The sequence below is a fragment of the Burkholderia sp. NRF60-BP8 genome (assembly GCF_001522585.2).
Lineage (GTDB): Bacteria > Pseudomonadota > Gammaproteobacteria > Burkholderiales > Burkholderiaceae > Burkholderia.
In genome coordinates this window covers 425,602-438,507 of sequence record NZ_CP013372.1, presented here as the reverse complement: position 1 = coordinate 438,507, position 12,906 = coordinate 425,602, and the positions used below count along the sequence as shown (strand labels likewise).

The following is a 12,906-nucleotide window of genomic DNA, read 5'->3' as shown; positions in this document are numbered from 1 at the left end:
CGCCGCGCATGCAGCCGTCCGGTGCGCGTCGTCGTTCCGGGCACCGCATGGCGGAGCCTGTCACACCGGAAGGCTCCCCTTTTACCGCATCCGCCAATCCGTCGTCAATGAAGCGCCTTCGGCCAGCCGCGCCGCCTACGCGTTCCGTTCCATCGGCTCGCCGACGACGAAGCCGCCGCCCTGGAACCGCTGCGCGGGATCGTCGTAATCGGCGGTCGGCGCCGTCACCGGAAACAACCCGGCGAACTGCTCGGAGCTGTCGCGCGGGCGGAAGCCGAGGAAGCCGACCTTCGTGTTGTCCCACCACTTCACCGGGTTGTCCGACGCGCCGTAGACGATCGCGTGGCCGACACGATTCGTCAGCAGCGAGCAGCGCACGAGCTCGATGAAGTCGCGATAGCTGAGAAACGTGACGAGCATGCGCGGGTTCTTCGGCACCTCGAACGACGAGCCGATCCGCAGGCAGACGGTTTCGATCCCGAAGCGGTCGAAGTAGTAGCGCGACAGCGATTCGCCGAAGCACTTCGTCACCCCGTACAGGCTGTCGGGGCGCAGCGGCGAATCGGCGTCGAGCACTTCGGTGACCGGATGGAAACCGATCGCATGGTTCGAGCTCGCGAACACGACGCGCTTCACACCATGCTTGCGCGCGGCTTCGTACAGGTTGTACGTGCCGGTGATGTTCGCGCCGACCAGATCGTCGAACGGCGCATCGACCGAAATGCCGCCGAGGTGAACGATCGCGTCCACGCCGTCGACGAGCTGCATCACGGCCGGCCGGTCGGCCAAGTTGACCTCGCGAATTTCTTCATGCGTGGCCGCGTCGCCCAGCGCCGCGATGTCGCTGACGCGCACGACGTCGGCCCAGTCGGCGAGCGCACCGCGCAACTGGCGGCCGAGGTTGCCGGCCGCGCCCGTCAGCAGCAGGCGGCCGAACGGTTTGCGCGCGGCGGTGGATGAGGCGTTCATCGAATCTCCTTGAATCTGCCCAAATCGGAAAACGTTTTCCAACTATACGCGGACGCGGCGCCGAACGTCAATGGCCGAACCTGCTTGCAGCCATCCGCACTTTCCCGATATCGACCGCTGGCCGCGCGCCGGCTTTTTCTGCCACAATCCGGCGTTATCGAACGAAAACGTTACCCTGCGGATGAAAAAAGTTTCCCCGACGATCCGCGACGTGGCCGCGGAAGCCGGCGTGTCGGTCGCGACGGTCTCGAAGTACGTGAACGGCACGCAGCGCTTCTCGCCGACCGTCGAGGCACGGCTGAAGGACGCCATCGAGCGGCTCGGCTACCGTTCGAACCCGCTCGCGCGCTCGATGATCACCGGCCGCACGCGCACCATCGGCCTCGTGATCCTCGACATCAGCAACCCGCACTTCACGAACGTGGTGAAAGGCGCGAACCGCGTCGCGCTGCAGCACGACTACACGCTGCTGCTCGTCGATACCGAGGAAAGCCAGGCGCGCGAACGTTCGCTGATCGAGGCGCTCGCGCAGCGCGTCGACGGGCTGATCGTCAGCACGCGGATGCCCGACGAGGAAGCCGGCTGGATGCTCGACCTCAACAAGCCGCTCGTGCTGCTGCGTCGCAGCCCGGGCCTGCCGATTCCGAGCGTCGGCATCGACAACCGGCTGTCGACTTACATGCTCGCGCGCCACCTGCTCAACCTCGGCCACACGCGCATCGCGTATCTCGGCTTCGGCACCGCGCGCGTGAACGACGAACGGATTCAGGGCGCGCGCGACTGCCTCGCCGAAGCCGGGCTCACGCTCGACGTGCACGACGCGCATGCGCCGACCGCCGAGGCCGGCGAGCGCGCGTGCTCGCGCGTGATGCTCGGGCCGCAGCGCCCGCAGGCCGTGATCTGCTACAACGACCTGATCGCGCTCGGCTTCATGAAGGAGGCTGCGTCGCTCGGCTTCCGGCTACCGCAGGACGTGTCCGTCGCCGGCATCGACAACGTGCCGTACGGCGCCTACGCGGCGCCCGCGCTGACGACCGTCGACATCCAGAGCGAGAACATGGGCGAGCTCGCGATGCAGAAGCTGATCGACGCGCTCGCCGGGCGCACCGACGCGAGCTATTCGACGTTCGAGCCGCGGCTGATCATGCGCGCGTCGACGGCCGCGGCCGGCTGACGCGGTCGCGACACGCCACCGCCCCGAACGCAAAAAACCGCGCCGTCCGACGCGGCGCGTTCGTTTGCAACGACGCGAATCACGCGTCGAGTTTCGCGGGCTTCATCTTCGGCACGAGCCCGTGCATCACGGCCAGCGCGATCAGGTAGGCCGACGCGCCGATCGCGAACAGCACCCAATAGTGGCCGGTGCGCTGCAGCACCTGGCCGATCACTTCCGAGAACAGCACGCCGCCGATCGAGCCGGCCATCCCGCCGATGCCGACCACCGACGCGACCGCGCGGCGCGGGAACAGGTCGGACGCGGTCGTGAACAGGTTCGCCGACCAGCCCTGGTGCGCGGCGGCGGCGAGGCCGACGATCAGGACTGCGATCCACAGGCTCTGCACCTGCGACACGAACGCGATCGGCAGCACGCAGCAGGCGCAGATCAGCATCGCCGTCTTGCGCGCACGGTTCACGCTCCAGCCTGCACGCAGCAGCATCGACGACAGCCAGCCGCCGCCGATGCTGCCGACCGTCGTCAGCGCATAGATGCAGACGAGCGGCAAACCGATGTGCTGCATGTCCATCCCGCGCGACTCGTTGAGCCACTTCGGCAGCCAGAACAGGTAGAACCACCACACCGGGTCGGTCAGGAACTTGCCGACCAGGAATGCCCACGTCTCGCGCTTGCGGATGAGTTCGCCCCAGCGCGGCGCGCCGGCGCTCGCATTCGCCGCGTCGAGCGCTTCGGCTTCGTCGCGCGGCTCGTCGTATTCCGCCGCGAGTGCGCGCGTGTCGGCCGTGCGATACATCGCCAGCCACACCGCCAGCCACACGATGCCGATCGCGCCGATGATCACGAACGCCGCGCGCCAGCCGTAGGCCACGGCGATCGCCGGGATGATCGCCGGCGCGAACACCGCGCCGATGTTCGCTCCCGAGTTGAAGATGCCGGTGGCGAGCGCGCGCTCGCGGCGCGGGAACCATTCGGCCGTCGTCTTGATCGCGGCCGGGAAGTTGCCGCCCTCGCCGATGCCGAGCAGCGCGCGCACGAACGCGAACCCCGTCACCGAACCGACCGCCGCGTGCAGCATCGCGGCGATGCTCCACACCAGCATCGCCACCGCGTACGACACCCGCGTGCCGAGCCAGTCGACGATGCGCCCGAAGCCGAGCAGGCCCAACGCATAGAACGCCGAAAACGCCATCACGATGCGGCCGTACTGCACCTGGCTCCAGCCGATGTCGTGCTGGAGCATCGGCGCGAGCAGGCCGAGGATCTGCCGATCCATGTAGTTGATGACGGTCGCGAAAAACAGCAGCGCACAGACGGTCCAGCGGTAGCGACTGGCAACCGCGCGCACGGCGCCGACGACGGCAGTGGGCATGAATGTCTCCGATGCGCGGTCGCGCCCGTCGCGCCGCACGAAGTTCGTTGACCGGCGACCGGCGCCGGGGCGAACGGCGGCGCGCGGCTGCGCACGGCTGCGCACGGCACGTTTCGCCGATCCGTCTGGAAAACGTTTTTCAAAGGATAGGGTTTGCACCGGGGCCGTGTCAGTCGGGGATTTCGATGAGTCATCTCAAATTGGTCGCGGTAAAAGAGACGACTGTTCCGCAGAGTGGCATTAACCGTTTTTCCCCTGATTTTCCCGCCGAGGCGCGGCGCGCGCGGCCGCGGAGACACATGTCCGATTCCAGCCAGAATCGGCGCCGGGGATGGTTTACAGTCGTCCCATGCGCCTCGATCCCGACACCTGTTACGCCGCCCTGCTTTCGCGCAACCGCCGCTTCGACGGCTGGTTCTTCGTCGGCGTGGCGACGACCGGCGTGTACTGCCGCCCCGTCTGCCCGGTGAAGCCGCCGAAGGCGCGCAACTGCAGCTACTACCCGACCGCCGCGGCCGCCGAGAAAGCCGGCTTCCGGCCCTGCATGCGCTGCCGCCCCGAGCTCGCGCCCGGCCACGGGCTGCTCGACCTGTCCGGCAATCTCGCCGACGCGGCCGCGACGCTGATCGACGACGGATTCCTGAACGCGCATTCCGTCGATGCGCTCGCACGGCGCGTCGGCGTGACCGAACGCCATCTGCGCCGCATCTTCGGCGCGCAGTTCGGCGTGTCGCCGGTCGAGTTCGCGCAGACGCAGCGGCTGCTGATGGCCAAGCGGCTGCTGACCGATACCGCGCTGCCGGTGGCCGTCGTCGCGTCGACGGCCGGGTTCGGCAGCGTGCGGCGCTTCAACGACCTGTTCCGCCAGCGCTACGGCCTCAATCCGCTGCGGCTACGTAAAGGGGCCGGTGCATCGGCCGACGGCGACATGACCTTCCCGCTGCCGTACCGGCCGCCGTTCGCATGGGCCGACCTGATGCGTTTTCTCGCGCAGCGGCAGATCGATGGCGTCGAGCGGATCGATGCGCAGCGTTATGCGCGCATCGTCGAGCTGCCGGACCGGAACGGCGGCCGCCGCTTGGCCGGCTGGCTGTCCGTCGCGCACGTGCCGCAGCGCTTCGCGCTGGCCGTCACCGTGTCGCCCGCGCTGACGCCGGTCGTGCCGGCCGTGCTCGCACGCGTGCGCCGGCTGTTCGATCTGGACAGCCGCCCCGACGTGATCGACGCGCATCTCGGCGATCTCGCGAGCGGCTCGCCGGGCCTGCGCGTGCCCGGTGCGTTCGACGGCCTCGAGATTGCGATCCGTGCCCTCGCGGGCGAGCAGCTTGCGGCCGCGCAGGCGGATACGCCGTTGCTCGCACGAATTGCGGCACGCTTCGGTCACTCGGTCGACGGCGCGCCGCAGGGCCTCACGCACGCGCTGCCCTGCGCCGCGACGCTGGCCGCGCTGCCGCCTTCGGCCCTCGAGACGATCGGCATCGAGCGCGACACGGCACGCGCGATCGTGTCGCTCGCCCGTGCCGTCGACGACGGCACGCTCGCGCTCGAACCGATGGCGCCGCTCGACGCGACGCTCGCCGCGCTGCGCGCGCTGCCCGGCTTCGACGAACGCGCGGTGCAGTACGTCGCGATGCGCGCGATGGCGTGGCCGAACGCATTTCCCGCCGACGATGCATGGCTGCCCACCCGCACCGAACCCGCGCGCGGGCCGTCCTCCGCGCCGCACGCGGCGACCCGCTGGGCGCCGTGGCGCGCGTATGCCGCATTGCATGCATGGCGCCTTCATGGAGAAATGTCGCGATGACTCCCGCTCACCTGATTCCGAGCCCGCTGGGCGACATTGCCGTGCGCATCGAGGACGATGTGCTGACCGGCCTGTACTTCGTCGGCCAGAAATACTTCCCGCCGCTGGCGATCGTGCGCGAAGCGGACGCGCTCGCCCGCTCGCCGATCGCCCGCCGCGTCGCCGAAGAAATCGCCGAATACTTCACCGGTGCACGCGACACGTTTTCGGTGCCGATCCACCTGCGCGGCACTGCGTTTCAGCGACGGGTATGGCAGGAACTGCTGGCGATTCCGTTCGGCGAACTCGTGTCGTACGGCGACATCACCGAGCGCGTCGGGCTGCCGATGAGCGGTGCGCGCGCGGTGGGCGGCGCGGTCGGCCGCAATCCGGTATCGATCATCGTGCCGTGCCATCGCGTGGTCGGCGCGTCGGGCAGCCTGACCGGTTATGCGGGCGGCGTCGACCGCAAACGTGCGCTGCTGTCGCTCGAAGGCGCGGGGTTTTCGCGCGGCGCCCGGCACCCGGTGCAGCAGGCGCTGGCGTTCTGATGGAGGGCGCGCGTCACGCGCTCGACACCGGCCGGCGCGCTTCACGCTTCGCATACGCGCCGGGCGTCACGCGGAATTTCGCGTGGAACAGCGCGATGAAGGACGACGTCGAGTCGTAACCCAGTTGCGCGGCCACCGCGCCGATCGGCGCACCCGCATCGAGCAGCGGCAGCGACGCGAGCAGCCGCACGGCCTGCCGCCATTCGGTGAACGACAGCCCCGTGTCCTGCCGGAACAGGCGCGACAGCGTGCGCCGCGTCGCGCCGACCCGATGGCCCCATTCGTCGAGACTGCGCGTATCGCCCGGCGCCGCATGCAACGCGCGCGCGATTTTCAGCAGGCGCGGATCGCGCGGCAGCGGCACCGTGAGCGGCGCCGGCTGCATGCGCGCGATCCGGTCCGCGATCAGGCACACGAGCGCACCGTCCGGCCCCGCCTCGTCGTAGTTCACCGGCAACTCGCCGGTCGCGATCACCAGCTCGCGCAGCAGCGGCGTCATGCACAGGATCGTGCAATCGTCGTTCACGTCGCTGCGCGCGATTGCCTCGTCGAGATACAGGCTGTGGAACGCGACGCCATCGCGCGTCGACACCGCGTGCGGCACGTGTGGCGGAATCCACATCGCATAGTGCGGCGGCAGCAGTTGCCGGCTCGACGGTGTCGTCACCTCGAGCACGCCGCTCGTCGCATACATCAGTTGCGCCCACGGATGACTGTGCGCGTCGACGCTCACGTTGCCGGGAATGCCGAACGCACGCACGTACAGCGGCCTCGGCAGGCGCGCCATCGGCGGCACCGCGTAAGGGCCGCCGGGTTGTCCCGCCAGCAACATAAGACGTCCTCCGAAGGTCATTGCACGAACGAGCGCGATGCTACCGTGGCGGCTCCTTTTTCACACGGCTTCCACCCATGAGCGCTCATACCCGCATCACTCGCAAGACCGTCACCGCGATCCGTTCGACCAAAGGCATCGGCAGCCTCGTGTCGCTGACCGCGTATTCCGCGCCGATGGCGAAACTCGTCGACGACGTGGCCGACGTGATCATCGTCGGCGACTCCGTCGGCATGGTGCTGTACGGGATGCCCGATACGCTGCGCGTCACGCTCGACATGATGATTGCACACGGCGCGGCCGTCGTGCGCGGCGCGGCGCAGGCGTGCGTCGTCGTCGACCTGCCGTTCTCCACGTTCCAGGAATCGCCCGCGCAAGCCTATCGCTCCGCCGCGCGGCTGCTCGCCGAAACCGGCGCACAGGCCGTGAAGCTCGAAGGCGGCGGCGAGATGACCGACACGATCCGCTTCCTGACCGATCGCGGCATTCCGGTGATGGCGCATGTCGGCCTCATGCCGCAGCAGGCCAACGCGACGGGCGGCTTCCGCGCGCAAGGCATGGACCCGCGTTCGGCCGCGCAGGTGTTCGACGCCGCGTGCGCGGCCGAGCGTGCCGGCGCATTCGGCGTCGTCATCGAAGGCACCGCCGAAGCGCTCGCGCGCCACCTGACCGAGACGCTGACGATCCCGACGATCGGCATCGGCGCATCGCCCGCCTGCGACGGGCAGGTACTCGTGACCGAGGACATGATCGGCGCATTCGACGCGTACACGCCGCGCTTCGTGAAGCGTTACGCGGATGCGAACGCGCTGATGCGCGACGCGATCCGCCAGTACGCGCACGACGTGCGGCAGCGCGTGTTTCCCGAGCCCGCGCATTGCTTCGGATACGGCAAGCCGCTGCAACTGGCGAACGCGGCCCCGACTGCGTGATGCGGGACGAACGACGCGGTTACCTCACGTTACGTGCGCTTGCGCATCGCATGCGCGACCCGCGCGTTCGCTTCGAATTTCGCGCGATGCGTCGAGAAAAACGTCCGCACGTTGCGGACGTTCGACGCGCCGGTGAACAGCCGCCGCGCGAATTCGTCGTATTCCGCGACATCGGCCAGATCGGCGATCACGACGAAATCGGGCCCCGGCGACACGCGATAACACTGCGTGACGGCCGGCTCCGCGCACACGTACGCTTCGAACGCGTCGTAGTCCTCGGCCGTCTGCCGGTCGAGGCTGATCTCGATCAACGCGGTGACGGCCGTGCCGATCGCGACCGGGTCGAGCATCGCGACCTGCCGACGGATCACGCCGGCCTCCGTCAGCCGCCGCACGCGGCGCATGCAGGTGGGCGGCGACGACAGCGCGCGCTCGGCGAGTTGAAGGTTCGATACCGACGCGTCGTCCTGCAGGATCGCGAGAATGCGCAGGTCGAGATCGTCGAGGGTGATGCCGGCCATCGGCCACTCCTTCCGGTCAGAGGGTGAAATTTAATTTCAACATGATAGACGATCCACCATCCATTTCATTAATACCTATTTTTTGAAATTAAATTCCATTCGACTGCTTCTACCATCGCTCTCACTGATCCAGATGGGACATTTACGGAGCGCGATATGTGTGGAATTGTCGGAGCGGTTGCCCAGCGGGACATCCTGCCGAACCTGGTCGACGGCCTGAAGCGGCTCGAATACCGTGGCTACGATTCGTGCGGCGTCGTGGTCTACCGCGACCGCGCGCTGGCGCGCGCCCGCAGCGTCGATCGTGTCGCGAACCTGCAGCGCGAGATCGCCGCGCAGGGGCTGTCGGGTTACACGGGCATCGCGCATACGCGCTGGGCCACGCATGGCGCGCCCATCACGCTCAACGCGCATCCGCACTTCTCGCCGAGCGATGCGAATGCGCGCATCGCGCTGTCGCACAACGGGATCATCGAAAACTGCGATCAGTTGCGTGCGGAACTGCAGGCGCACGGTTATGTGTTCGCGAGCCAGACCGACAGCGAGGCGATCGCGCACCTGATCGACCACCTGTACGAAGGCGACCTGTTCGACGCGGTCCGGCGTGCGGTCGCGCGACTGCGCGGCAGCTATGCGATCGCGGTGATGTGCCGCGACGAGCCGCACCGGATCGTCGGCGCGCGCGACGGGATGCCGCTCGTGGTCGGAGTCGGCGAAGGCGAGAATTTTCTGGCGTCCGACGCGATTGCGCTGTCCGGCATCACCGATCGCATTGCGTACCTCGAGAACGGCGACGTCGCCGATATTCAACTGCATCGCTACTGGATCGTCGATGCGGCCGGCCAGCGCGTCGAGCGCGCGGTGCATCGCGTCGCCGCGCATAGCGGCGCGGCCGATCTCGGATCGTATCGCTACTACATGCAGAAGGAGATCTTCGAGCAGCCGCAGGCCGTGGCCGATACGCTGCTCGACGTTTCGTCGATCATGCCCGAGCTATTCGGCGACGGCGCATGGCGTGTGTTCAACGACGTCGATTCGGTGCTGCTGCTCGCGTGCGGCGGCAGCTATCACGCGGCGCTGACCGCGAAGTACTGGATCGAGAGCATCGCGAAGCTGCCGGCGAGTGTGGAAATCGCAAGCGAGTTTCGTTATCGCGACGGTGTGCCGAATCCGCGCACGTTGGTGGTTGCGGTGTCGCAAAGCGGTGAAACCGCTGACGTGCTCGGCGCGGTGCATGTCGCGAAGCGCAGCGGAATGATGCACACGCTCGCGATCTGCAACGTCGCGACGAGTGCGCTGATGCGCGAATGCGCGCTGCAATTCGTGACGCGTGCGGGGATCGAGATCGGCGTGGCTTCGACGAAGGCGTTTACGACGCAGCTCGTTGCGTTGTTCCTGCTGACGCTGTCACTGGCGCAAGTGCGCGGGCGATTGAGCGACGATGAAGAAAAGGAGCATCTGCGCGCGCTGCGGCATCTGCCCGATGCGATGTCGAAGGTGCTCGCGCTGGAGCCGCAGATCATGGCGTGGTCGGAGTTGCTCGCGCGACGCGACAACATGCTGTTTCTCGGGCGCGGGATGCATTATCCGATCGCGCTCGAAGGGGCGCTGAAGATGAAGGAGATTTCGTATATTCATGCGGAGGCTTATCCGGCGGGGGAGCTCAAGCATGGGCCGCTGGCGCTCGTCAGCAACGAAATGCCGGTGATCGCGGTCGCGCCGAACGACATGTTGCTCGAGAAGCTCAGGTCGAACATGCATGAAGTCAGTGCGCGGAATGGCAGGCTTTTCGTGTTCGCGGATGTGGACTGCGGGATCGTGCCGAGCGAAGGGATCGAGGTGATTCGACTCAACGAGTATTACGGACCGTTGTCGCCAATCTTGCATACGGTGCCGATGCAACTGCTCGCGTATCACGCGGCGCTGGCGCGGGGGACGGATATCGATAAGCCGAGGAATTTGGCTAAGTCGGTGACGGTGGAGTGAGGGGATGTTTTCCCCTTGTCAGCCGATACGGCGACGATCCGCCCACATCGTCTACCGCGCCGCCCCCGCCCTCACGAAATGATGCTCCACCCGCGCCCGGAGCACCCCCTCCAGCGCGGCAAGCCGCTCACGCAGCCGCACCGCTTGCCCTTCCGTCATTTCACCGAGCACGATCTTTTGCTCGAGAACATCGCCACAGCGGGTGATGGCCCAACGATCGACCGTCGCCGTTTCACCTTCGAGCACGGCCTCCGCTGTCGAAACGATGCCCGGAAGCCGTCTCGAAACGAGATGAACCGTATGCGTCAACGTGAAACCGGGAAGGAAGTGCGACCAGTCTTCACAGACGGTCGGGCGGGAAGCGGAGGAAACTTGGCTCATGGTTGCTCCGGATGAATGGTGATCGAACCGGTGCCAGCCATGCTGCTCCCGCTTCGTTGCCGTCAATCGGCCGCATCGCCTCGAGGGCGTCCACCTTGCCCGGGAGGGCAGGTTGGCGTCGGATAAACCCGACTCTGGATGCTTGAATTCTCACGTTCGTCATGCCGAACGTGGATTCATTATATCGAAAAATCGACGCCGGACAAGGGGCGGTGAAAAGCGACACGTCGGCATGACAGGCGCACTCGTCCGCCCCGTTACCAAGGTAACCCACGGACCCGCGTGTCTTGCATGAGGGGTCGAAATCCCTTCATGGCCAACTAAAACCAGACACTGAACCGCGTCCCCGTCGTCAGCACATCGACCGTGAGGTTCCAGTGATGGGCGTCGGCAATCTCCCTGCAGATTGCCAGCCCGAGGCCGGCACCGTCATACCGCGAGTCCGGTGCCCGCCAGTATCGATCGAAGAGCAGCGGAAGATGCTCCCGCCGAATACCCGGTCCTTCATCTTCGATATGAATCGCCGAATCGAGAACGGTCAGCACGACGACACCACTCGACGGCGAAGCGTTGATCGCGTTCTCGAGGATGTTCTTGAGCAGGATGAAAAGCGCCCCGCTATCCGCCCGTATAGGCGCCGCGGCGTCGCGCGCTTCGATATGAAGCTTCACCTGCTTCGCATCGGCCTTGCCAGCCAGCAAGCTCACGACGTCTCGCGTGACCTCGGCGCCGTTCACGTCGTCGAAGCTGAAGTTCCGCGCTTCGCTGACTTCGGCCAGATGCAGCAGTTGCTTGACCTGCCGTGCCATCAAGTCGATCTCGCGAAGCAACAGCGCCTTCTGGCTGATGTCGGGCTGCAGCTCGATCTGCCCTCTGACCAGCGTGAGCGGCGTCTGCAACTCGTGTGCGGCGTCGGCGAGAAATTGCTGCTGAACCGCGAAGCCGTTCTCGAGCCGGGTCAGCGCATCGTTGAACGCGTCTATCAGCGGCTTGATCTCGCTGGGAATCCCGGCCGACGACAGCCGCGTCTTCAAGTTGCGTGGCTCGATTTCCCGCGCGGCACGCGATACCTCCCGCAACGGCTTCAGCACATGGCTGATCGTCAACGGCAGCGTCAGTCCGAAAATAACGGTCGCAATGACCAGCACATAAGCGATGGTCTTCGGTATCGGATCGATCCGCGTCCTGACGAGCGCATCGACGAGTTGCCTGCTGTGCGCCACCTGCACGTAATAGACGACGCTACCGTTCAACGCGCGTTGAGTCGCGACCACGTACGCCTTGCTGTCGATCGTCGCGGGCAGTACCTTGCCTGCCACCGTCGCGAGGTCCTCCGTCAGCCAGGGTCGGTCGTCGCTCGAAGGCACCGACGCCAGCAACACCTTCCCCGTCGCATCGAGCACGCGATACTTCACGTCGGCCGGCAAGAGCCGGAACATCACCGCCGGATGCTCGCCCAATCGCACGGATGCGGGGCGCCCGGCCGCGTCGAAACGCATCCCGGCCACGATATGACGGATGCTCTCCATCTGCTGGCGCCGTCCCAAGAACTCGGGATATCGATCCAGAAAATAGATGGAAAGCGCAGACAGCAGCGCCAGGCTGATGGCGAACGCGACGACGTTGGTCACCCATAGACGGGTCGACAGGCGTAGCACCCAATGACGGAACATGGTGGTTCTCTTACGAGGACGTGACAACCGGCGGAACGCGGCGAAGCATCGTCACGCGTCGCGCAGCGCGAAGCCGGCGCCGCGGATATTGGCGAGTCGCATCGTTGCGCCGATCGCCGTCAGTTTCTTGCGCAAGCGGTGCACGGTCACCTCGAGCGCGTTCGGCGTGACCGCCTCCGCGAGCCCCCATGCGGCATGCTCGAGGTTCGAATGTCGGACGGTCCGGCCCGCGGCTTCCATCAGGCAGAGCAGGACCTGCAGTTCGGCCGGCGCCAGCAGTGTCGTCCGGTCGCCACAGCGCATCGTGCGCTGCGAGGGGTCGACGGTCACATCCGCGAACGACGCGACGAGCGTCGTGAGCAGCGCCGGGCGCCGCATCAGCGTGCGGACGCGGGCGACGAGCTCGCTCATTTCGAACGGCTTGGTCACATAGTCGTCGGCGCCGCTTTCGAGTCCGTCGATGCGGTCATGCAACGCGTCGCGCGCCGTCAACATCAGGCAAGGCATCATGCGCCCCGCCGCGCGCAGCGTGCGCAAGAACGCCAGGCCGTCTCCGTCGGGCAATCCTCGATCGACGATCAGCAGCGCGTAATCGGCCCGGTCGATACCGTAAGCGGCTTCCCGAGCATTGCCGAACCGATCGGATTCGATCCCCGCCGCGGCCAGGGCCTGAGCCAGCAGGCCGGCCAGGCGCTCGTGATCCTCGACAATCGCCACTCTTGGCATACTCGC

At 66.7% G+C, this 12,906-nt stretch carries 12 protein-coding genes and 1 riboswitch; of the genes, 5 read left to right on the top strand and 7 right to left on the bottom strand.

Annotated features, from left to right (window positions below):
• Positions 1 to 135 precede the first annotated feature (135 nt).
• The gene (locus WS54_RS02005; RefSeq protein ID WP_059784749.1) at positions 136 to 969 is read right to left on the bottom strand and encodes an NAD-dependent epimerase/dehydratase family protein; all 834 of its coding nucleotides are present in this window, start codon (positions 967 to 969) and stop codon (positions 136 to 138) included.
• A 70-nt stretch (positions 970 to 1,039) separates the two neighbouring features.
• On the opposite strand from WS54_RS02005, the gene WS54_RS02000 reads away from it, so the two are divergent.
• Positions 1,040 to 2,143, top strand: coding sequence for a LacI family DNA-binding transcriptional regulator (locus WS54_RS02000; RefSeq protein WP_034205556.1), 1,104 nt, complete (start codon positions 1,040 to 1,042; stop codon positions 2,141 to 2,143).
• Between the two features lie 79 nt (positions 2,144 to 2,222).
• Here WS54_RS02000 and WS54_RS01995 read toward each other — a convergent pair whose 3' ends face one another.
• The gene (locus WS54_RS01995; protein WP_034206257.1) at positions 2,223 to 3,515 is read right to left on the bottom strand and encodes an MFS transporter; all 1,293 of its coding nucleotides are present in this window, start codon (positions 3,513 to 3,515) and stop codon (positions 2,223 to 2,225) included.
• A gap of 331 nt (positions 3,516 to 3,846) precedes the next feature.
• Between WS54_RS01995 and WS54_RS01990 the strand changes: the two genes are divergently transcribed.
• Entirely contained in the window at positions 3,847 to 5,319 is a 1,473-nt protein-coding gene (locus WS54_RS01990) for a DNA-3-methyladenine glycosylase 2 family protein (RefSeq protein ID WP_059784752.1), read from the top strand.
• A complete protein-coding gene (locus WS54_RS01985; RefSeq protein WP_059784755.1) occupies positions 5,316 to 5,849 on the top strand; it encodes a methylated-DNA--[protein]-cysteine S-methyltransferase in 534 nt (177 codons plus the stop codon). Before WS54_RS01990 ends, WS54_RS01985 begins: the two co-directional genes overlap by 4 nt.
• Before the next feature lie 13 nt (positions 5,850 to 5,862).
• On the opposite strand, the gene WS54_RS01980 is transcribed toward WS54_RS01985, so the two are convergent.
• Entirely contained in the window at positions 5,863 to 6,681 is an 819-nt protein-coding gene (locus WS54_RS01980) for an AraC family transcriptional regulator (protein WP_034205559.1), read from the bottom strand.
• Positions 6,682 to 6,758: 77 nt separating this feature from the next.
• On the opposite strand from WS54_RS01980, the gene panB reads away from it, so the two are divergent.
• Positions 6,759 to 7,613, top strand: a complete 855-nt coding sequence (gene panB, locus WS54_RS01975) for a 3-methyl-2-oxobutanoate hydroxymethyltransferase (protein ID WP_034205560.1) — start codon at positions 6,759 to 6,761, stop codon at positions 7,611 to 7,613.
• A gap of 29 nt (positions 7,614 to 7,642) precedes the next feature.
• On the opposite strand, the gene WS54_RS01970 is transcribed toward panB, so the two are convergent.
• Positions 7,643 to 8,134: an Lrp/AsnC family transcriptional regulator gene (locus WS54_RS01970; protein ID WP_059784758.1), complete on the bottom strand. Its 492-nt coding sequence runs from the start codon at positions 8,132 to 8,134 to the stop codon at positions 7,643 to 7,645.
• Between the two features lie 156 nt (positions 8,135 to 8,290).
• Here WS54_RS01970 and glmS point away from each other — a divergent pair, with 156 nt between their 5' ends.
• A complete protein-coding gene (gene glmS, locus WS54_RS01965; protein ID WP_059784760.1) occupies positions 8,291 to 10,120 on the top strand; it encodes a glutamine--fructose-6-phosphate transaminase (isomerizing) in 1,830 nt (609 codons plus the stop codon).
• 51 nt (positions 10,121 to 10,171) lie between these two features.
• On the opposite strand, the gene WS54_RS33490 is transcribed toward glmS, so the two are convergent.
• From WS54_RS33490 to WS54_RS01950, 3 genes are all read right to left on the bottom strand, one after another.
• Positions 10,172 to 10,501: a hypothetical protein gene (locus WS54_RS33490; RefSeq protein WP_159086624.1), complete on the bottom strand. Its 330-nt coding sequence runs from the start codon at positions 10,499 to 10,501 to the stop codon at positions 10,172 to 10,174.
• 42 nt (positions 10,502 to 10,543) lie between these two features.
• Positions 10,544 to 10,648: riboswitch (SAM-I-IV-variant riboswitch) on the bottom strand.
• A 173-nt stretch (positions 10,649 to 10,821) separates the two neighbouring features.
• The gene (locus tag WS54_RS01955) at positions 10,822 to 12,174 is read right to left on the bottom strand and encodes an ATP-binding protein (protein ID WP_059784763.1); all 1,353 of its coding nucleotides are present in this window, start codon (positions 12,172 to 12,174) and stop codon (positions 10,822 to 10,824) included.
• Positions 12,175 to 12,225: 51 nt separating this feature from the next.
• On the bottom strand, positions 12,226 to 12,900 hold the full coding sequence (locus tag WS54_RS01950; RefSeq protein ID WP_059784766.1) for a response regulator transcription factor: 675 nt from the start codon (positions 12,898 to 12,900) through the stop codon (positions 12,226 to 12,228).
• Positions 12,901 to 12,906 lie beyond the last annotated feature (6 nt).